The sequence below is a fragment of the Brevibacterium epidermidis NBRC 14811 genome, assembly GCF_001570805.1.
Lineage (GTDB): Bacteria > Actinomycetota > Actinomycetes > Actinomycetales > Brevibacteriaceae > Brevibacterium > Brevibacterium epidermidis.
In genome coordinates, this window is sequence record NZ_BCSJ01000015.1 from 474,496 (window position 1) to 494,660 (window position 20,165).

The window sequence follows — 20,165 nt, forward strand, 5'->3', positions numbered from 1 at the left end:
CGCTCCGGGCGGTGTCGCCTGGGGCAGATCCGCCTCGAAATCCCGATGGAAATCGCGGAGGATCCACCCGCAGGAAGCAACTGCTGAGCGCAGCGCTCAGGTGCGGGCGGTGGGCTCCTGCCCGTCGTCGGGGTCCGCGCTGCGTATGTTGTCGGCGGCTGCGTCGCCTGCCGCGTCGCCCGCGCCAGCTCCTGCCTCAAGGCCCGGCAGCGGCTTGCCCGGGGAGCGGCGGATCATCACCACGACGACGGCGATGCCGACGACGAGCGCGGTGAGGACGACGGTGCCCGCATTGAAGCCCAGACCGTTGAGGCCGACGAACGCCAGAGCACCCGCGGCCAGCGAATAGACGAGCATCGGGATCGAGGTCCGCCGGATGAGCTCGCCTTCCCGACCGATGAGTCCCACTGTCGCCGAGGCGGCCACGACGTTGTGGACGGCCACCATATTTCCAGCGGCCCCACCGACCGCCTGAGCCGCGACCACCGTTTCGGGACTGGCCGCGCCGATCGCGGTGCCGGTGGAGAACTGGAACTGCGAGAACATAACGTTCGAGACCGTGTTCGATCCCGCGACGAACGCACCCAGAGCGCCGACGAAGGGGGCGAACAGCGGCCAGGCGTCGCCCACGGAGCTGGCGGCCGCCTCGGCGAGGGTGACCGGCATCGAATCGAGACCCGCACCGTTGTAGTCGGCACCGGAGTTGATGAACACGCGCACCAGCGGCAGGGAGCACAGCAGGGCAACGGCGGCGCCGGCGATCTGCGAACCGGCGATCTGCCAGGAGCCCGCGATCTGCTTCTTCGTCATCCGGTGGATGAAGTACGTCAGCCCGCAGGCGAGGACGAAGATCGCGCCCGGCGACCACAGCAGATCCATGTTCTGACTGATCGGAGTGCCGAAGATGTTGTTGATCTGGATGACGGCCGGACCGTTGAGGAACTCTTTGATCGCGGGCACATTGCGCGTGATGAGCAGCAGCGCGACGACGATGAGGTAGGGCGACCATGCGCGGGCCAGTGACATCTTCTTGGTCAGCTGCGCCTTCTCCTTGTTCGGGTCGACCGTGCCCATCCAGAACGCCGGCCACGTCTCACGTGGTGCGAAGTCCCAGGTCTTCTTCGGCATGAGGAAGCCCATCCGCGAGGTTGTCACGACGATGGCCAGCCCGATGAGCCCGCCGAGCAGCGACGGGAACTCGGGCCCGAGCAGATTGGCCACGACGAGGTAGGGGACGACCATCGCCACGGCCGCATAGATCGCGAACGGGGCGATCGCCAGGCCGTCGGCGAAGCGCCGATTGGCACCGAAGAACCCGGTCATCAGGCACGACAGGAGCAGCGGGATAAGGATGCCGCAGCAGGCGTGGATGAGCGCGACCTGGGTGGCGGTGTGAGCGACGAACTCGGCCTGGCCGAGGCCGAGCTGACCGGCGCGTTCGGCGACATCGGCCGACATCGTCCCGTCCTCCTGCGCCAGCCCGGAGCCGATGCCCACCACCATCGGAGTGCCCACGGCGCCGAAGCTCACCGGTGTCGACTGGATGATGAGACCGGCGAGGACCGCGGCGATCGCAGGGAAGCCGAGGGCCAACATGAGCGGGGCGACGACGGCGGCGGGAGTGCCGAAGCCGGCGGCACCCTCGATGAAGGAACCGAAGAGCCACGCGACGATGATGACCTGCACGCGCCGGTCCGGAGAGATCGCGATGAAGCCGGAGCGGATCGTCTCGATCGCCCCCGACCGCGTGATCGTGGCCAGCAGCAGTAGTGCACCGAAGACGATCCAGAGCAGGCCGATCGCAACGAGGAGGCCCTGGACGACCGAGGCACCGATCGTCACCCACTCGATCTTCCAGGCGAAGTTCGCCACGAGCGCGGCGGCTATCAGTCCGACAGGCATGGCATATTTGGCCGGCCAGCGGAACCCGATGAGAAGGATTCCGGCCAAGAGGATGGGGGAGAGGGCCAAGAGTGCTGCAACAGCGAGGTTGTCCACCGTGAGTCCGATCCGCGGCGTCGTTGCCGCAAGTGTCAAGGACCTGACCTGGAGCGACGATCTTCCTCAACCGACCGGGAATCAGGGGTGGTCGGTGACGATGGGGCTGCCTCGGCGAGTCCATGAGAAATGTTCCCCTTATCCTCTCCAGGCCCACGGGCGGAGTCAATGAACACACCGTCTCGAATGCAGGATAGGGTTTGACGAGACGTGCATCACCTCATATTCTTTCGTTGTGTGAACAAACATTTTCACGATGTGAAAATGTCGCAGTCAAAACCCCGTTGACCAGCGAACATATCGCATCACCAGATGTGGATAAGGATGCAGCACCGATGTGCTGACTAAGGAGAACCATCGATGACCGCTCATATCGAAAACCTGGACATCCCCGCCGGGATGGAGATCACCGGTGAGCTGCCGGACGGGGCTGAGAAGGTCCTGACGCCCAAGGCGCTTGAGCTCATCGTCGACCTGCACCGGAAGTTCAACGGCGACCGTCTCGAGCGCCTCGAGGCGCGCAAGAAGCGCCAAGCCGAGATCGCCGCAGGCAAGGATCTCGACTTCCTCCCCGAGACCGCCGAGATCCGCAACGATCCCTCCTGGCAGGTCGCCCCTCCGGCACCCGGCCTCGAAGACCGCCGCGTCGAGGTCACCGGCCCAACCTACAAGAAGATGACGATCAACGCGCTCAACTCCGGCGCGAAGGTGTGGCTGGCCGACCAGGAAGACGCGAACACCCCGCAGTGGGATTCGGTCGTCCAGGGCCAGATCAACCTGCTCGATTCGCTCACTCGCGACATCGACTTCACTTCGCCCGAGGGCAAGGAATACAAGCTCGCCCCCGACGAGGAGCTGCCGACCATCGTCGTGCGCCCCCGCGGCTGGCACATGCCCGAGAAGCACATCCTCATCGACGGTGAGGAGACCTCCGGTTCGCTCGTCGACTTCGCGCTCTACTTCTCGACCGCCGGCCAGATCCAGATCGAGAAGGGCCGCGGCCCCTACTTCTACCTCGCGAAGATGGAGTCCCACCTCGAAGCCCGTCTGTGGAACCAGGTCTTCGAACACGCCGAGGATGCCTTCGGCCTGTCCCGCGGCACCATCCGCGCCACCGTGCTCATCGAGACCTACACCGCGGCCTTCGAGATGGAGGAGATCCTCTACGAGCTGCGTGAGCACTCCGCCGGACTCAACGCCGGACGCTGGGACTACATCTTCTCCGTGATCAAGAACTTCCGCTCCCGCGGCTCCGATTACCTGCTGCCGGACCGTTCGGACGTGACGATGACGGTGCCGTTCATGCGCGCCTACACCGAACTGCTCGTGCGCACCTGCCACAAGCGCGGGGCGCACGCCATCGGCGGAATGTCCGCATTCGTTCCCTCGAAGGACGAAACCGCGAACAAGGCCGCTTTCGACAAGGTCCGCGAGGACAAGTCGCGTGAGGCCTCCAACGGTTTCGACGGTTCCTGGGTCGCTCACCCCGGAATGGTTGCACTCTGCAAGGAGGTCTTCACGGAGACCCTCGGCGACAAGCCCAACCAGATCGACAACAAGCGCGAAGACGTCAACGTCACCGCCGCCGATCTCCTCGACGTGAAGTCGACCCCGGGCGCGATGACCGAGGCCGGTCTGCGCACCAACGTGTCTGTCGGCATCCAGTACCTGCGCGCCTGGCTCGAAGGCAACGGCGCGGTCGCCATCAACGGACTCATGGAGGACGCCGCGACCGCCGAGATCTCCCGCTCCCAGGTGTGGCAGTGGTGTGATGCCGGAATCACGCTGGACTCCGGTGAGAAGGTGACGAAGGAACTCGTCGAGCGCATCGTCGCCGAGGAGGTCGCCAAGCTGCCCGGGGACGACGCAGGTTGGAAGGACGCCACCGACACCTTCGTCTCGGTCGCCCTCGACCCCGAGTACGTCGACTTCCTCACCCTGCCGGCCTACGCCCGCATGCCGTGATCGGTCCGTCGTGATCGTTTCCGGCCGCACCGCACGCCCCGACCCGGGCACGCGCGTTCGCAGCCGGTGACCACGCCGAACGCCCCCGAAATCTGTGCCGTGAGCACCGATTTCGGGGGCGTTCTTCGCTAAGCTCGACATACACACGCACGCAGCGCAGCGCCCGAGACAGCAGGAACGGAAGATGCGGATGAGCCTGACCACAGACGAACTGCCCCGACTGGCCAGTCCCAGCAGCATTGCCGAACTCTCCGAGCTCATGGCCCGCGCTCACGCCGAGAACCGCACCGTCGCCGTGTTCGGCGGAGGCACCGCCTTCGACGATCATCCGCCCGCGTCGACTCCGGGCCTGCTCATCGACCTGACCTCGATCGCCGAGGTGGCCGACCATTTCAACGCCGGCGATGCCGTCCGCGCCGGAGCCGGAACCCGGATCAGCGCGCTCAACAGGTCCGCGGCCCCATCGGGACGGGAGATCCTCGCCGACCTTCCCCCAGACCGCATCGATGCCGGCGCCACCCTCGGCGGAATGATCGCCACCGCGGCCACCGGGCCGCGCCAACTGCGCCGGCTGCGGCTGGCTGAGACAGTCCTGTCCGTGACGACCGTCGCCGCCGACGGGACCATCGCCCGCACAGCCCACGGCCTCCACCCGGATCTGAGCAGCCGGGATCTGCGCCGACTCGTCACCGGATCGTGGGGGACCCGGGCGATCATCGCCGAGGCCGAGATCCGTCTGACCCGGCGACCCGAAACTCAGCGGTTCGTGTGGATTCCCGGCACCGAGGCGGCCGCCGACCTCGTCATCGCCCGCCGCGTCCCCGATGCGGTCGTCATCGAACGCCCACCCGGTTCACCGGCGGCGACAGTGTTTCTCATCGAAGGGGAGACCGACGAAGTCGAGGCCGAGGTGGGCCACCTCGTGGATTGGGTTCCCGGGGCGACCCCGTGTGGGGAACCGGAATGGTGGGGGAGCAGAGCGCGACTGGCCGCGACCATCGGAGTGTCCGTGGCACCGAGTTTCATTCCGACCCTCATCGATGCCGTCGACCGACTGGAGACGACGATCGGCTATCCGCTGCAGCTGCGCGGCAGCGCGACAGGGTCGTTCGAGCTGGGCGTCGGCGCTCCGGAATCCGAACCGGGAGTGGCCACGCGCGTCGTCCTCGAACATCTCCGCAGCTTCGGACTGCACTTCATCGCCGCTCGGCTCATCCATGCGCCCGCACCGGTCTGGGACGAGGTCGACGCGTGGGGACCGCAGCCGGGACGGCAGGGGCTGCACGAGCTCAAAGCACTTGTCGACCCGCGGGGGATTCTCGCCCCGGGGCGAGGGATCGCCGGGGTCTAGCGCCCCGCGACTGCCGCCGCGCGACCGACGCGACACCTGATCCGGACGTCTACTTCACAAGCAGCACGGGACACTCGGCTTCGAGGATGACCTGTTGCGCGCTCGACCCGAGCAGCAGCTTCACCACCGGTGAGCGACGCTTCGTGCTCATGACGATCACCGCGGCGTCGTGCTCGTCGGCAAGGCCGAGGATCTGCTCAGCTGGATCGGGACCGGCACGGTGGACGGCATACTCGAGCCCCGCCTCGGCGAGGGCTGCACCCAACTTCGTGCATTCGGCCAGGGACGACGTCGACGGGGCCGTCGTCGTATCCGTGGCGAACACGACCGCCTGCACCGCCGCGTTCTCACGGCGAGCCGCGGCGATCGCCTGTGCGAGCACCTCGTCCGAGGAATCCGGACGCAGCGCGAGAACCACGGTCGCGACAGCCGCATCGATGTTCGGCGAGGCAGTGACCTGCCGGGATGGGGCAGGGAAACGGCGCTGTGGGGACGAATAGAGATCAGTCATCGCAGGTCTCCGCTCAGCCGATTCCGATGACGCCGATGGCGACACCCACGGCGAGCATGACGAGGGCGACGATGAGCGCGCGCCACAGCACCTTCTTGTGGTGATCGCCGAGCTCCACGCCGGACAGGGACACGAGCAGCAGGATCGCGGGCACCAGCGGTGACTGCATGTGCACGGGCTGGCCGGTGATCGAGGCGCGGGCCATATCGGCGGCGGAGATGCCGAAGTGGGAGGCGGTCTCAGCGAGCACGGGCAGGATGCCGAAGTAGAAGGCGTCGTTGCTCATGAAGAAGGTCATCGGAATCGACAGCAGGCCGGTGATAACGGCCATGTAGGGTCCCATCGAGTTCGGGATGACCTCGACGAGCCATTCGGCCATCGCGTCGACCATTCCCGTGCCGGACATGATGCCGGTGAGCACGCCCGCGGCCATGACCATGGCGACGACGGAGATGATCGCGGTCGCGTGGGAAGCGAGCTCCTCCTGCTGGTCCTTCATCTTCGGGAAGTTGACCATGAGCGCGATGACGGTGCCGATCATGAACAGGTACGGCAGCGGCAGGATGTCGACGATGAGCAGGACCATCACGGCCACGGTCAGGGCCAGGTTGAACCAGAACAGCTTCGGCCGCAGGGTCGCACGGTTCGGATCGAGCGCAGTGTTCGACAGGCCCGTGCCGGAACCGGACGTATCAGTCGCGTCGTCAGCGTTGCCGGGTCCCGCCTCGGTGGCGGTGTCATCATTCGCCGAGGCGGCGCCGGAGTTGACCGCCCCGTGACCGGAGGTCGTGGCTGAGCTGCCGGTGGTGGCCGAGCTGCTGGCGGCGGTGCCGGAAGTGGCTCCGGCGACGGCGCCGACGAGGTCCTTGCGACGGTTCGATTTGCGGTCCTCGACCCAGGCGACGCCGTTCTTGGTCAGACGGCGGCGTTCGGAAATGCCGAGCACATAGGCGAAGACGAGGCACACGAGCAGGCCCGCCACCAGGGAGGGCACCATGGGAACGAAGATCTCGTTCGCGTCGATCTGCAGCGCCGAGGAGGCACGTGCTGTCGGTCCGCCCCATGGGACGATGTTGAGACTGCCGTTGATGAGACCGGCCACGCAGGTGAGCACCACCGGCGACATCTCGAGGCGCTGGTAGATCGGCAGCATGGCCGCGGTGACGACGATGAACGTCGTCGATCCGTCACCGTCGAGGGACACCGCACCAGTGAGCAGCGCGGTGCCGAGGACGACCTTGACGGGGTCGTTTCCGGCGACCTTGAGGATGAACTCGACGAGCTTGTCGAAGAGGCCGACGTCGATCATGATGCCGAAGTAGATGATGGCGAAGAGCAGCAGGGCTGCCGTCGACGACATCGAGGCGATCGCGTCCATGACCATCTCCCCGATGCCCAGACCTGCTCCGGCGAAGAGGCCGAAGATCGTGGGCACGAGGATGAGCGCGAGGATCGGCGAGAGGCGTTTGGTCATGATCAGCGTCATGAAGACGAGGATCATGGCGAAACCGAGAATGACAAGCACGAGCTTCTCCTTCGAAGGCGAATGTGAGGCTCGAAACACCGTAGGGCCCAGGTCACGTGCTCCGCGCGTTTGTGTGCGCTGATGACTTTTAGATCGTTGCGTGCCTTTTGCGCATTGCGCTCAAACGCGGCTACGCTGAGCGCGTGCCCCGGCCCCATCGTTCGTTCTCCCGTCGTGTGCTGATCTCTCAGCTCGCGCTCGTCATCGTGATCCTTACCCTGGTCACCGGCGTGTTCGCGTGGATGGGAGCGCGCACCGTCACCGAGGTGACCGAGACGAAGGCGCTGTCCACTGCCCGCACGCTGGCGATCGATCCGGACGTCCGTGCCGCTGCCACGCAGGCTTCGGCCGAACACGCCGCTGAGCCCGATGAGCAGCTCGTGACCTCGATGCTGAAGATCACCGATGATCTGCGCGACCGGTCGGGCATCACCTTCGCCGTCATCACTGACGACCGCGGCATCCGACTTACCCACCCCGACCGGTCGAAGATCGGGCACAAGGTCTCGACGTCTCCGGACGAGGCGCTGGCCGGACGCGAGAACGTCTCTCACGAATCCGGAACCCTGGGCGAGACGGTGCGGGCGAAGGTCCCGATCTATTCGAGTGAGGACGGAAAGACCGTTGTCGGTGAGGTCTCGGTCGGCATCTTCGCCTCCGTGCTCGATGCCGACGTCCGTCGCGAACTCATCCTGCTCGGCACGGTTGCGGTGCTCGCCCTGGCGCTCGGCGGGGTCGTGTCGGTCATGCTCGGGCGCCGGCTGCGGAGGGAGACGCTCGGCGTCGGACCCGAAGAGCTCGCCGAGATGGCCCGCGATCAAGGCGCCGTGCTTCACGGCCTCGACGACGGGGTGCTCGGGTTCGACACGAACGGAAAGCTCACCCTGAGCAACTCGAACGCGAAGGAGCTGCTCGGGACCGCCTCGGCGAGGGATTCTGACGAATTGGTTGGCGTGCCCGATGAGGTCACCGCGCTCATGGCCGAAGCTCCACCGGAGGGGGCTCTGCGGCGGCGGATCACGTTAGGCGACCGGATCCTGTTGGCCACGGCCGTGCGGGTGCAGCGCGACGGAGTCTCCGTCGGCGGGGTCGTGACCCTGCGGGACGAGACGCAGATGCTCACGATGGCCCGCCAGCTCGAATCCGTCACCGCCATGGCCCGGGCCCTGCGCACCCAGCGTCACGAGTTCGCCAACCGGCTGCACACCGTACTCGGCCTCGTCGACACGGGCGCGACGGACGAAGCCCACACCTACTTATCCTCGCTGCTGGGCACCGGGCCGATCACGACCCCGGTCGAAGACATCGACCTCATCTCCGACCCGTACCTGCGCGCCGTTCTCGAGGCCAAGGGGACGACCGCCGCCGAGGCGGGAGTGAACCTGGCCGTCACCCCGGACTCCTTGGCCGTCGGGGCGGTACGCGATCCGGAAGCGGTCACGCTCATCCTCGGCAACCTCATCGACAACGCCGTGCGCGCAGCCGTCGCGGGGCAGCGGTATGCCGAGGCCGGGGGACGGGTCGAAGTGCAGGTGCTCAGCTCCGGAACGGAACTCCACGCGGTCGTCACGGACACCGGCGACGGAATCGACGACGAGGTGGCGGAAAAGATCTTCGACGAGGGATTCTCGACCTCGACGACTGACTCGGCGCCGGATTTCGGAATCGGACTGACGACGGGCACCGGCACGGGGGATGGTCACGGACTCGGCATCGGACTCGCGCTCAGCCGCCGAGTCGCGGAGAAGGGAGGGGGAGCGGTGTGGCTCATCGACGCCCACGACCCGGACCTCGGCGGGGCGAGCTTCGCCATGCGCCTGCCCGACGCTCTCGACGACCCTGCTGGCGACGACTCTTCCTACGACGACCCTGCCGGCGAGGGCGATGCGACCGCCGATGACAACGACTTCCCAACGAAAGAGGAAAGATGATGGTCAACGTTCTCGTGCTCGATGACGACTTCTTCGTCGGGCAGATCCATGCCCGCTACGTCGACGAGGTGCCCGGCTTCACGGCGCTCGAACCCGTCCGAGATCTCAGGACGGCACGCGACGTCATCGCCGAGAACGACGTCGACCTGCTCCTCGTGGACTATGTGCTGCCGGAGGGCACCGGAGTCGACCTCGTCCGCGAGACCGATATCGACGCGATCGTGCTCTCGGCGGTCACGGATCCGCAGGTGGTCCGCTCGTCGCTGCGCGCGGGGGCGATGACGTACATCGTCAAGCCCTTCGCCGCCGAGGTGCTGCAGAACTTCCTGCGCCGCTACGCTCGATTCCTCCGCTATTGGGAGCGGGAGAAGGTCGGGCAGACCGATCTCGAGCGGCAGCTGCGCAACCTCCACGATGCCGCGGCCGTCGGCGGGACCGGAGCGAGCCCGGCGGGATCGTCGACGACGACCCGGATTCTCGCAGCACTCGAGGAGGCGAGCGGCCCTATGACGGCCCTCGAGGTCGCCGAGGCGGTCGGTGCCTCCCGTGCGACCGCGCAGCGGCATCTGGCGAAGCTCGCCGAGGCCCGCACGATCACGGTGTCTCTGCAGTACGGCAACACCGGCCGCCCCGAGCACCTCTACGCCACTCGCTGAGCTGATTAGTCACTGCCGAGCAGATCGAGCTCGCGGGGGAGTTCGCGCATCCGCAGCAGCGAGGAAGCAAGCACCGGCAGGGAGCCGAGGAGTGCACAGCCTGCCAGGATCCACATCGTCTTCGGCACTCCGAGCCTGTCGCCGAGGATGCCCGCGAGGAATGCGCCCAACGGCATCGGTCCCCATACGAGGAAGCGGATGGACGCGTTCATCCGGCCCAGCAGCGGCTTCGGGCAGAGGCGCTGCCGGAAGCTCACCTGCGCAATGTTGTAGACGACGACCGCCCAGGTCACAAGGAACCAGCTGATCAGCAGGGTCGGCAGCGCCGGCAGGACGGAAGCGAGCGGAACACCGAGGAAGCAGAGACTGCCGATCAGCGCGGACACGGCGATGCTCGTTCCTTCGCCGAGGATCTTCTGCACCCACGCCGCCGTGAGTGCGCCGAGGATGCCACCGGCCGAGGCGACGGACATGATGATTCCGAGTTCGACCTGGTGAAGACCGAGCGTGGTGAGGGCGTACAACACGAGGAGCGCGAAGATGCCCGACGACGCGAAGTTCGTCAGACCTGTGCAGGCAGTGATCCGGCGCAGCAGCGGGTGACCGAGGACGAAGCCGAGTCCCTCCCGAATCTCGGCGACGAATCCGGCCCGGCCCTCGGCCGGTCGTGGGGTTTCGCGGTGTTTGATGAGTCCGACGAGGATGCTGGAGAGTCCCATGCAGATGCTGGTCAGTCCGATGGTCAGTGGGGCACCGATCGCGGTGACCAGGCCGGAGGCCAGAGTGGGACCGGCAACTCCGGCAGTCTGCTGGCTGGCTTGGAGCTTGCCGTTGCCGTCGGAGATCGCGTCGCCGTCGACGAGTTCGGGCAGATAGGACTGATTGGCGACGTCGAAGAAGACGCTGACGATTCCGACCCCGGCCGCTGCGAGATAGAGCTGGACCATGCTCAGGGCGTCGAACGCCCAGGCCAGCGGGATGGTCAGGAGGATGGCGGCGCGGATGATGTCGCCGGAGACGATGACGAGTCTCTTCGGCAGACGGTCGACCCAGGCCCCGGCGGGCAGGCTGATGAGCAGGAAAGCTGCGGATTCCAGCGTTGCGAGCACTCCCATTTCGAAGGCGTCGGCGTGGAGGAGCTGCACGGCGATGAGGGGGAGAGCGAAGAGGACGAGCTCGGATCCGAACACAGAGACCGTGTCGCCTGCCCACAACTTCATGAAGTCGCGGTGTCTCCACAGCGAGACGTGTTTCGGCCGCTGCGATGAGGTCGGGCCGTGCTGCGGTTGTGGTTCGCTCGACGGCGGTTGGTCGGCTGCTGCCATGGCTCTTCCTCGAGACCGCGGGCGGAGGATCAGTGATCGAATGTCAGTGATTGAGGGTTGTCAATCAGTAATGCTCCACGAGTGATTGGGGAAAGTCAATCACTTTGGGGGATTGATTGACTTCTCCCTATCACTCGCTAGCGTTGAGGCATGAACGATGACACACCTGCCGCGGCCGCCCTCGCCCGAGCCGTGGAACGCAGGGACGCCACCGACGCCGAGGCCAAGGCGCTGGCGTCGAGCATTCGGATTCGGATCCTGCGGCTGTGTCTGGACGAGGCACTGAGCAATCGGGAGATCGCCGAGGCGACCGGCCTCAATCCCGCGACCTCACTCCATCATGTGCGGATGCTCGCCGACACCGGATTCCTCGAACCTCAGGAGGCGCGGCGGGGCAAGCGCGGGTCCAGGGAGATCCCGTACCTCGCCACGGGCAAAAGCTGGTTCCTCAACACCGGCGATATGACGGCCGAAATGCTCGAGGCCTTCACCACCGAATTCACCGCCGCGCCGTATGAGGAGCGGACGATGGGGCGGATGGCCGCGATGCTCACCGAGGATGAGGTTGAGGAATTCCGGTCGCGGATCGATGAGCTGTTCGAAGAGTTCCGCAGTCGGCGCAAGAAGGACGGCGCCACTCAGTGGGGTCTGTTCATCGCCATGCACCCGAGCGATCCGCATGACCGCTGATGACGTCGCTGACAGCTATGTCGACGCGCGCTGTGCGGCTGTCTACGACATCTTCGAGGGGCCCGAGCGGGACGACCTCGACGTCTACGCGGCGATGGTCGATGAGTTCGGGGCCGCCTCGGTGGTGGATGTCGGATGCGGAACTGGAACGTTCGCAACGATGCTCGCCGGTCGGGGAGTGGAAGTCGTCGGCGTCGATCCATCGGCACTCGCTTTGGACATGGCACGGAAGAAGCCGAACTCCGACCAGGTGACATGGGTCCACGGAGTCGCCGCGGACCTGCCGCCGCTGCAGGCGGACATGGCGTTCATGACGGCCAACGTGGCACAGGCGATTCTCGGAGCTGAAAAGTGGTCGGAGACGCTGATGGCGATCAGGCGCAGTCTGCGACCAGGCGGGCTCATCGTCTTCGAATCACGGATCCCCGAGCGGGAGGCGTGGTTCGAGTGGACGAAGGAGAACACCTATTCCGTGGCCGAGGTCGACGGCGAAGGGACGGTCGAGTCGTGGGTGGAGTACGAGGCGAGCTATGGCGGATTCGTTGACTTCATCGGGGTGTTGGTCTTCGAGCGAGACGGTCGCCGGGTCGAACAGCGAAGCTGCCTGCAATTCCGTGACCGAGATGAGCTGACGAAATCACTGGAAGACACCGGCTTCAACGTCGAAGAGATCCGCGACGCCCCGGACAGGCCGGGGCGAGAGTTCGTCTTCATCGCCCGCAAGGGCAAGTACCCCTATCGGCGGGACGTCGACCTGGACAAGATGGACCTCGTTCCGCAGGAGTTGGGGCGCCACCTCGCCCGCGCGGACGGCAAGCGCATTGTCGGAGCCGGGCTCATCCCCGGTTCGCAGCCATATCGGCCTTCTTGAGGCCAGGAGTCCGCTGGCAGGTGGGATCTGCGGAGATCGATGGGTTAAGTGGGGACAGAATGCCAAAATGGCCGGGAAAACGTGCACTCTGGACCCATTTAACTCCCTCAACGCCGCGGATTCGCCCTACTTCCACCTCTTATGTCTCGATGCAGCACCCGTTTCTCGATGAAATGTGCGGCTGACATCGAAATTCACCCGATGCAGCCCGCCCGCTGAAGGCTCAGCCGCCCGGTGCGCCACACGCCGAAACCTGCGGATTTGCTGGGCAGGAGCGCAATATCGTCCTAAGATGAGAGACATGGCGACCAGAACGACTTCCCCCGCTTCTGGTTCCGGGAAACGCACAGCGCGCAAAAACGCTGGTCGGTCCGGTCAAGCGGGGACCGAAGAACCCGGGACAAACGTTGTCACCGGTGCATGGAGGGGAGTGGCCCACATGGCCGGAAACCGTGCGCGTAAGACTCTCAGCGACGAACCGACCGATCAATCACCGACGAAGCGGGACGGCACAGCCTTCTTCCTCATCGGACTCTCGATCATCATCGCAGCCTTCGAATGGTGGAACATCCCCGGCGCGATCAGCGACGGCGTCCGCGGAATCGTCGAAGGCACCTTCGGCCGCGTAGCACTCGCCCTGCCTGTGGTCTTCACCTGCTATGCGATCCGCCTGTTCCTGCGCGGCGACGACAACCGCGGCAACAACCGCATCCTCATCGGGATGATCTTCGGTCTGCTCGCCGCCTCGGGCCTGGCCCATATCGCCGCCGGCAACCCGACCTTCACGAACTCGCGTGAGGCCATGGCCAACGGGGGAGGCGCCCTCGGATTCGTCGTGTCCTCACCGCTTGTCGTCGCGACCACCGTCTACGTGGCCGTGCCGCTGCTCGTCCTCCTCGGACTGTTCTCCCTGCTTGTGGTCACCGCGACACCGGTGCGCGCGATTCCCCGTCGCCTTACCGACCTGTACTACCGACTCACCGGTGGGGCTCGACCGCAGACCGACGCCGAGGCGGGCGAGACCAAACAGTCCGACCTCGTTGCCGAGAACGGCCGCACTTCAGATCTCAAACCGGTGATGGGCGCCAAGCGCCGCAGCCGGAAGAAGAAGACCGACATCCCCGATGGCGACTCCGCCGACGACGATGCCGTGACGAAGGCCTACGACAAGGCCTACATCCACGAGAACGACGTCAGCGACGAAGAAGCCGACACCACCCGCATCGAGACCGACCCGGAGCCGAAGCTCAAGCCCGGTCAGCGCCGCCCGACCAAGGCCGAGCGCGAGATGGCCGAGCTGAAGAAGACCATCGGGATGGACGACGACGCCGCGAACCAGGCGAAGAAGCCCGACCCTGCTGCCGCCCCGGCGCCGGTGCCGATCACGAACGCACCCGCACCTCCACCCACGGAGCAGCTGCCTGAACGCGTCGAACAGCTCACCCTCGCCGGCGACGTCACCTACACCTTGCCCGCCTCGGACAACCTCCAGCCCGGACCTCCCGCGAAGGAACGGTCGGAGGCCAACGACCGCGTCGTCGAGGCCCTGCGCGATGTGCTCGAGCAGTTCAAGATCGACGCCGAGGTCACCGGATTCTCCCGTGGCCCCACAGTCACCCGCTACGAGGTGGAACTCGGGGCCGGAACGAAGGTCGAGAAGGTCACGGCGCTGTCGAAGAACATCGCCTACGCCGTGGCCAGCGCCGACGTGCGCATCCTCTCGCCGATCCCCGGCAAGAAGGCCATCGGCATCGAGATCCCGAACACCGACCGTGAGAACGTCGCCCTCGGCGATGTGCTCCGTTCGAAGGCCGCCCGCAAGACCGACCACCCGATGGTCATGGGTGTGGGTAAGGACGTCGAAGGCGGATTCGTCGTCGCCGACCTCTCGAAGATGCCCCACCTCCTGGTCGCCGGTGCCACCGGTGCCGGTAAGTCGAGCTTCGTGAACTCCATGATCACCTCGATCATGATGCGCGCGACCCCCGACGAGGTCCGCATGATCCTCGTCGACCCCAAGCGCGTCGAGCTGACGATCTACGAAGGCATTCCGCACCTGATCACCCCGATCATCACGAACCCGAAGAAGGCCGCCGAGGCGCTCGAATGGGTCGTGCGCGAAATGGACGCCCGCTACGACGACCTCGCGAACTACGGGTTCAAGCACGTCAAGGAGTTCAACAAGGCCGTCCGCGAAGGCCGCATCCAGGCACCGGCCGGTTCTGAACGCGTCCTCCAGCCTTACCCGTACCTGCTGGTCGTCGTCGACGAGCTCGCCGACCTCATGATGGTCGCCCCGCGCGACGTCGAAGCCTCGATCCAGCGCATCACGCAGCTGGCCCGTGCCGCCGGCATCCACCTGGTGCTCGCAACCCAGCGACCCAGCGTCGACGTCGTCACCGGCCTCATCAAGGCCAACGTGCCCTCGCGTCTGGCGTTCGCAACCTCGTCGCTGGCAGACTCGCGAGTCGTGCTCGACCAGCCCGGCGCAGAGAAGCTCATCGGTCAGGGTGACGCCCTGTTCCTGCCGATGGGTGCGGCCAAGCCGATGCGTGTCCAGGGAGCCTGGGTCAACGAGTCCGAGATCGAGAAGGTCGTCGAACACGTCAAGGGCCAGCTCAAGCCGAACTACCGCGAAGACGTGGCCGTTGAAGCCCCGAAGAAGGTCATCGACGAGGACATCGGAGACGACCTCGAACTGCTGCTCCAGGCGATCGAACAGGTCGTGACCACGCAGTTCGGTTCGACCTCCATGCTCCAGCGCAAGCTGCGCGTCGGCTTCGCCAAGGCTGGTCGCCTCATGGACCTCATGGAGTCCCGCGGAATCGTCGGACCCTCCGAAGGTTCGAAGGCCCGCGACGTGCTCGTGCGCCCCGACGACCTGCCGGGCACCCTGGCCATCATCAAGGGCGAGACCCCACCCGAGGATTCCGGCGGCGCCTCTGCCGACGTCCCGACCGACGGTGGCCACGGCCAGTCCGGACAGACCGGATCCGGGCACGCCTCGGCGATTGTGGTTGAGGTATCCACGGCTGGAATGATCTGCTCAGCTCACTCCGATAGGCTGGGAATGTGAACGATCGAGTCGAGGCCGGAGCCTCTCAGCAGCCCTCTGCAGAACCGAGTCCGTGGAACGTGCCCAACGCACTCACGGTGCTACGCATCCTCATGGTGCCCCTGTTCCTCGTGTTTCTGCTGGCCGACGGCGGCAACGATGTGACACTGCGCTGGTGGGCGCTCGTCGTGTTCCTGGTGGCCATGTTCACCGACTTCGTCGACGGCTACCTGGCCAGGCGGAACAACCTCATCACGAACTTCGGCAAGATCGCCGACCCCATCGCCGACAAGTCACTCATGGCGGCCGCACTCATCGGTCTGGCGATCATCGTCGAACTGCCCTGGTGGGTGCCCGTGATCATCCTCGTCCGCGAATTCGGCATCACCGTGCTGCGGTTCTTCATGATCCGCATCGCCGTCATGCCCGCCTCGCGCGGAGGCAAGATCAAGACCGTGCTCCAGACCGCAGCGATCGCGCTGTTCCTGCTCATCTTCCCGCTCTCCGACATGGTGCCTCCCGTCGTCTACACGATCCTGCTCGTCATCGCATGGATCATCATGACCGCGGCCATCGTCGTCACCATCGTCACCGGCGTCGACTACTGCGTGCAGGCGGCGAAGCTGTATAAGGACGCGAAGACCGGCGGGAACGCGCAGCGTGGCTGAGTCAGAGCTGATGGCGACCGCGCGCCGCATCATCTCCACTTGTACTCAGCTTGGGATCTCGCTGGCATCGGCGGAGTCGCTGACGGGCGGACGATTCGTCGCCTCACTCGTCGATGTGCCGGGAGCATCGGCCGTGGTGCGTGGGGGACTGGTCACCTACGCCACCGACCTCAAAGCGAGCCTCGCCGGAGTCGATGCCGACCACCTCGAGGAGACCGGGCCGATCGACCCGGTCGTCGCCGCGCAGATGGCCGTCGGCACGGCTGCGCAGTGCGTGGCCGATATCGGGATCTCATGCACGGGAGTCGCCGGTCCTGATCCGCAGGACGACAAACCCGTCGGACTCGTCTATACCGCGATCGCCTTCGGCGGGAAGGCGAAGGTCTTCGAACACGAGTTCACCGGTGATCGTGACGCCATCCGCAGCCAGACGGTACAGGCGATGGCGACGAATCTCGATGAATTCGTCGGCGAACTCGCCTTCGGGCCGGAGGCAGGGTCCGGAACGGGTCGCGAGACAGGTAGCGAGACGGACGCGGAATAAGATCGTCCACCGCGGGGTTGACCGAGTGATGACCATCGGACGAAAATTCTCCAAAGTCTTCGAATGGACTGGCAATACCATCCGCTCGGGGCACCGGGTTGGTGCTGTGTCACGGCCAGGTTGTAAGGTTGTTGGAACTACATTGACGGGACGCGCTGACAAAGGGAGGGCCGCGTTATGTTACTGAGAGTCGAAATCGGCGACGCACTTCGGTCTGCCCGCCGTCGTCAAGGACGCACCCTTCGCGATGTCTCGACCGGAGCCAGCGTTTCGCTCGGCTACCTCAGCGAGATCGAACGTGGACAGAAGGAAGCCTCATCGGAGCTGCTGTCCGCGATCTGTGAAGCACTCGACCTGCCGCTGTCGGCACTGCTGTCGTCCGTGTCGGATCGCTTCGCGCTCGAAGAAGGCGTGCAGATCCCCGACACCATTCCGCAGGAGCTCTCGGACAAGATCCTCGGTCACCCCGAGGGATACTCTTCTCCGCGCCTGGCCGCTAAGCCCTGATGCGGCACACGCTCTACTGGATCCTCATGAACGAGGAGTTCGGTGAGGCTCGTGCCGCCTCCCTGCACACCGACCTCACTCTGAGCTCCCTCGGTTCGCGGACCGCTGCGCAGGCATTCGAAGCCGGCGTCGAACCCCGCGACATCTGGATCGCCGTGTGCGACTCCATGGGCGTTCCCGAATCCCGTCGCCTCGGCAAAGAGAAGCCGCGCTCGACGCCGTTCTGATTTTTCGCTGCCGCGCGCAGCTATTTCGGCCGTCGCGGTGATCCACACGATCGAATGAAACACGCGACACACCCGAATATATAGAACACCTGTTCCCATGTGGGTTAACCTGGTGAGGAATCACGGGACCTGTGACCATGAGTGGCTGGTTATCCACGGGGGAATCGCATCCTCTGTCGTTATGTCAGTGCCATCTTCTAGCCTTGGTCTCAACGGAAAAGCAACGAAGAGGAGACGTCATGGCACGTACACCCAAGAACCTTCAGGTTCCCACCGGCGGAGACAAGTCGAAGGCACTTGAAGCCGCAATGGGCCAGATCGATCGCAACTACGGCAAGGGCGCGATCATGCGCCTCGGCGACGGTGTGCGTGAGCCCATCGCCTCCATCCCGACCGGTTCGGTCGCTCTCGACATCGCACTGGGCATCGGCGGTCTGCCGCGCGGTCGCGTCGTCGAGATCTACGGTCCGGAATCCTCCGGAAAGACGACCGTGGCTCTCCACGCCGTGGCGAACGCTCAGAAGGCCGGCGGAATCGCCGGGTTCATCGATGCCGAGCACGCCCTCGATCCCGAGTACGCGAAGAAGCTCGGCGTCGACACCGATCAGCTCCTCGTGTCCCAGCCGGACACCGGTGAGCAGGCGCTTGAGATCGCCGATATGCTCATCCGCTCCGGGGCCCTCGACGTCATCGTCATCGACTCCGTCGCGGCCCTTGTGCCCAAGGCCGAAATCGAAGGCGAGATGGGCGACAGCCACGTCGGTCTGCAGGCTCGACTGATGTCGCAGGCTCTGCGTAAGATCACCGGCGCCCTGGCTCAGTCGAAGACCACCGCCATCTTCATCAACCAGCTGCGTGAGAAGGTCGGCGTCTTCTTCGGTTCCCCGGAGACCACTTCGGGTGGTAAGGCGCTGAAGTTCTACGCTTCCGTGCGCATCGACGTCCGCCGCATCGAGACCCTCAAGGAAGGTCAGGACGCGGTCGGCAACCGGACCCGGGCGAAGATCGTCAAGAACAAGGTCGCCCCGCCGTTCAAGCAGGCCGAGTTCGACATCCTCTACGGTCAGGGCATCTCCCGCGAGGGCAGCCTCATCGATATGGGTGTTGACAACGGCATTGTGCGGAAGTCCGGATCCTGGTTCACCTACGACGGCGATCAGCTTGGTCAGGGCAAGGAGAACGTCCGCAACTTCCTCCGCGACAACCCGGGCCTGGCCGAAGAGATCGAGCTGAAGATCAAGCACAAGCTCGGTCTGATCAAGGTCGACGAACCTGAAGAAGACGCCGAGGCAGCCGGAGAAGCACAGACGGATGACGTCGAAGTCTCCTGACGCCTCGTCGACTGACGACGAGTTCACCGGCAACGAGTCCACCGCATCGACCAGCGAGGTCGGCGCGGGGGACTCCGGCCACGGTGGCTCGCCTCAGACCGAGACGCTCTCGCAGCTGCGCAGCGCGATCTCGGAGATCGACCAACGCCATGCCGAAGGAGAGGCCGGATTCTTCGCCGGTCTCTCCGGGCTCAACGACGATGATGTCACCGGCGGCGGCCGAACCGGCAAGCGAAAGAGTTCGGGCAAATCTGCGCGTTCGGGTACGTCTGCACGCTCGGGTGCGAGCGCGAACTCGCGACGGAAGAAGAAATCCAGCAGCTGGAAGCGTTCAACGCAAGAACCGGACAACGGATGGGTCGAGGGCGGTACCGACTCAACCCCCGACTTCCTCGCCGCGGACGACGGACCGGACTTTCTCCCGGAAGACGGCAGCTCTGTGCCGGACTTCCTCGACAGTGGGGATGACGGAACCCCGGATTTCGTTGCCGGACCCGGGCTGAGCTTCGACCAGGACGAAGACGACGAGCCCGACTTCGACGCTGACTACGCCCAGGCGAAGAAGACGGCGATGAACATGCTCGCCATGCGCGATCACTCCAGTGACGAACTGCGCAAGAAGCTACTCAAACGCGACCTCATGCCCGAAGCGATCGATGTCCTCATCGAGAAGCTGCAGAACTCCCGTCTGCTCAACGACGAAGAATTCGCCCACCGCTTCGCACGGGCACAGCGCGAGAACCGGAAACTCTCCCGGTCCGTGCTCAAACGCGAACTGAGCAAGAAAGGCATCAGCCCCGAACTGGCCGCCGACGCAGTGGCCGACATCGACGGCGAGGAAGAACTCGCGCGCGAAGTCGCCGAGAAGAAAGCCGCCTCCACCCGGCGCCTCGACTATGCGGTGCGAGAGCGCAGAATCCTCGGCATGCTCGCCCGCCGCGGCTTCCCCTCGGCGATCTGCATCAAGGTCACACGGGAAGTGCTCGCAGAAGACTGAAACGGCACGTGGG

17 protein-coding genes are annotated in these 20,165 nt (G+C 65.3%); 13 read left to right on the top strand and 4 right to left on the bottom strand.

The window, feature by feature from the left end; all coding sequences use genetic code 11:
* Positions 1-96 precede the first annotated feature (96 nt).
* The gene (locus tag BEP01S_RS13295; protein WP_306306266.1) at positions 97-2,037 is read right to left on the bottom strand and encodes an L-lactate permease; all 1,941 of its coding nucleotides are present in this window, start codon (positions 2,035-2,037) and stop codon (positions 97-99) included.
* Positions 2,038-2,358: 321 nt separating this feature from the next.
* Here BEP01S_RS13295 and aceB point away from each other — a divergent pair, with 321 nt between their 5' ends.
* Both aceB and BEP01S_RS13305 read left to right on the top strand, forming a co-directional pair.
* The gene (aceB, locus tag BEP01S_RS13300) at positions 2,359-3,963 is read left to right on the top strand and encodes a malate synthase A (protein WP_062244053.1); all 1,605 of its coding nucleotides are present in this window, start codon (positions 2,359-2,361) and stop codon (positions 3,961-3,963) included.
* A gap of 190 nt (positions 3,964-4,153) precedes the next feature.
* Positions 4,154-5,314 carry an FAD-binding oxidoreductase gene (locus BEP01S_RS13305; RefSeq protein WP_062244055.1) on the top strand — a complete coding sequence of 387 codons (1,161 nt, stop codon included), beginning with the start codon at positions 4,154-4,156 and terminating at the stop codon, positions 5,312-5,314.
* Between the two features lie 49 nt (positions 5,315-5,363).
* On the opposite strand, the gene BEP01S_RS13310 is transcribed toward BEP01S_RS13305, so the two are convergent.
* Both BEP01S_RS13310 and BEP01S_RS13315 read right to left on the bottom strand, forming a co-directional pair.
* Positions 5,364-5,825, bottom strand: a complete 462-nt coding sequence (locus tag BEP01S_RS13310; protein ID WP_039206629.1) for a universal stress protein — start codon at positions 5,823-5,825, stop codon at positions 5,364-5,366.
* A gap of 13 nt (positions 5,826-5,838) precedes the next feature.
* Positions 5,839-7,350: a CitMHS family transporter gene (locus tag BEP01S_RS13315; protein WP_062244057.1), complete on the bottom strand. Its 1,512-nt coding sequence runs from the start codon at positions 7,348-7,350 to the stop codon at positions 5,839-5,841.
* A 143-nt stretch (positions 7,351-7,493) separates the two neighbouring features.
* Between BEP01S_RS13315 and BEP01S_RS13320 the strand changes: the two genes are divergently transcribed.
* Together BEP01S_RS13320 and BEP01S_RS13325 are read left to right on the top strand one after the other, a co-directional pair.
* On the top strand, positions 7,494-9,281 hold the full coding sequence (locus tag BEP01S_RS13320; protein WP_083532744.1) for a sensor histidine kinase: 1,788 nt from the start codon (positions 7,494-7,496) through the stop codon (positions 9,279-9,281).
* Positions 9,278-9,937, top strand: a complete 660-nt coding sequence (locus tag BEP01S_RS13325) for a response regulator (protein WP_244882234.1) — start codon at positions 9,278-9,280, stop codon at positions 9,935-9,937. Before BEP01S_RS13320 ends, BEP01S_RS13325 begins: the two co-directional genes overlap by 4 nt.
* A 5-nt stretch (positions 9,938-9,942) precedes the next feature.
* Here BEP01S_RS13325 and BEP01S_RS13330 read toward each other — a convergent pair whose 3' ends face one another.
* Positions 9,943-11,262: an MFS transporter gene (locus tag BEP01S_RS13330; RefSeq protein ID WP_167348281.1), complete on the bottom strand. Its 1,320-nt coding sequence runs from the start codon at positions 11,260-11,262 to the stop codon at positions 9,943-9,945.
* 150 nt (positions 11,263-11,412) lie between these two features.
* On the opposite strand from BEP01S_RS13330, the gene BEP01S_RS13335 reads away from it, so the two are divergent.
* From BEP01S_RS13335 to BEP01S_RS17165, 9 genes are all read left to right on the top strand, one after another.
* On the top strand, positions 11,413-11,952 hold the full coding sequence (locus BEP01S_RS13335) for an ArsR/SmtB family transcription factor (RefSeq protein ID WP_062244059.1): 540 nt from the start codon (positions 11,413-11,415) through the stop codon (positions 11,950-11,952).
* Positions 11,942-12,823, top strand: coding sequence for a class I SAM-dependent methyltransferase (locus tag BEP01S_RS13340; protein ID WP_083532714.1), 882 nt, complete (start codon positions 11,942-11,944; stop codon positions 12,821-12,823). The genes BEP01S_RS13335 and BEP01S_RS13340 overlap by 11 nt, the downstream gene beginning before the upstream one ends.
* Before the next feature lie 439 nt (positions 12,824-13,262).
* On the top strand, positions 13,263-15,899 hold the full coding sequence (locus BEP01S_RS13345; protein ID WP_306306269.1) for an FtsK/SpoIIIE family DNA translocase: 2,637 nt from the start codon (positions 13,263-13,265) through the stop codon (positions 15,897-15,899).
* Positions 15,896-16,546, top strand: a complete 651-nt coding sequence (pgsA, locus tag BEP01S_RS13350) for a CDP-diacylglycerol--glycerol-3-phosphate 3-phosphatidyltransferase (protein WP_062244060.1) — start codon at positions 15,896-15,898, stop codon at positions 16,544-16,546. The genes BEP01S_RS13345 and pgsA overlap by 4 nt, the downstream gene beginning before the upstream one ends.
* Positions 16,539-17,090: a CinA family protein gene (locus BEP01S_RS13355; protein WP_306306267.1), complete on the top strand. Its 552-nt coding sequence runs from the start codon at positions 16,539-16,541 to the stop codon at positions 17,088-17,090. Before pgsA ends, BEP01S_RS13355 begins: the two co-directional genes overlap by 8 nt.
* Positions 17,091-17,267: 177 nt before the next feature.
* Positions 17,268-17,597, top strand: a complete 330-nt coding sequence (locus tag BEP01S_RS13360; protein WP_062244061.1) for a helix-turn-helix domain-containing protein — start codon at positions 17,268-17,270, stop codon at positions 17,595-17,597.
* Positions 17,597-17,824: a DUF3046 domain-containing protein gene (locus BEP01S_RS13365; RefSeq protein ID WP_025779743.1), complete on the top strand. Its 228-nt coding sequence runs from the start codon at positions 17,597-17,599 to the stop codon at positions 17,822-17,824. The genes BEP01S_RS13360 and BEP01S_RS13365 overlap by 1 nt, the downstream gene beginning before the upstream one ends.
* Positions 17,825-18,063: 239 nt before the next feature.
* On the top strand, positions 18,064-19,155 hold the full coding sequence (recA, locus tag BEP01S_RS13370) for a recombinase RecA (protein WP_062244064.1): 1,092 nt from the start codon (positions 18,064-18,066) through the stop codon (positions 19,153-19,155).
* Positions 19,136-20,152 carry a regulatory protein RecX gene (locus BEP01S_RS17165; protein WP_062244065.1) on the top strand — a complete coding sequence of 339 codons (1,017 nt, stop codon included), beginning with the start codon at positions 19,136-19,138 and terminating at the stop codon, positions 20,150-20,152. The genes recA and BEP01S_RS17165 overlap by 20 nt, the downstream gene beginning before the upstream one ends.
* Positions 20,153-20,165 lie beyond the last annotated feature (13 nt).

Excerpts from the sequence above, each read along its gene's own strand:
- aceB (WP_062244053.1), top strand. The coding sequence starts at position 2,359 with ATGACCGCTCATATCGAAAACCTGGACATCCCCGCCGGGATGGAGATC.
- BEP01S_RS13305 (WP_062244055.1), top strand. The coding sequence starts at position 4,154 with ATGAGCCTGACCACAGACGAACTGCCCCGACTGGCCAGTCCCAGCAGC.
- BEP01S_RS13310 (WP_039206629.1), bottom strand. The coding sequence starts at position 5,825 with ATGACTGATCTCTATTCGTCCCCACAGCGCCGTTTCCCTGCCCCATCC.
- BEP01S_RS13325 (WP_244882234.1), top strand. The coding sequence starts at position 9,278 with ATGATGGTCAACGTTCTCGTGCTCGATGACGACTTCTTCGTCGGGCAG.
- BEP01S_RS13330 (WP_167348281.1), bottom strand. The coding sequence starts at position 11,262 with ATGGCAGCAGCCGACCAACCGCCGTCGAGCGAACCACAACCGCAGCAC.
- BEP01S_RS13335 (WP_062244059.1), top strand. The coding sequence starts at position 11,413 with ATGAACGATGACACACCTGCCGCGGCCGCCCTCGCCCGAGCCGTGGAA.
- BEP01S_RS13340 (WP_083532714.1), top strand. The coding sequence starts at position 11,942 with ATGACCGCTGATGACGTCGCTGACAGCTATGTCGACGCGCGCTGTGCG.
- BEP01S_RS13345 (WP_306306269.1), top strand. The coding sequence starts at position 13,263 with ATGGCCGGAAACCGTGCGCGTAAGACTCTCAGCGACGAACCGACCGAT.
- BEP01S_RS13360 (WP_062244061.1), top strand. The coding sequence starts at position 17,268 with ATGTTACTGAGAGTCGAAATCGGCGACGCACTTCGGTCTGCCCGCCGT.
- BEP01S_RS13365 (WP_025779743.1), top strand. The coding sequence starts at position 17,597 with ATGCGGCACACGCTCTACTGGATCCTCATGAACGAGGAGTTCGGTGAG.
- recA (WP_062244064.1), top strand. The coding sequence starts at position 18,064 with ATGGCACGTACACCCAAGAACCTTCAGGTTCCCACCGGCGGAGACAAG.
- BEP01S_RS17165 (WP_062244065.1), top strand. The coding sequence starts at position 19,136 with ATGACGTCGAAGTCTCCTGACGCCTCGTCGACTGACGACGAGTTCACC.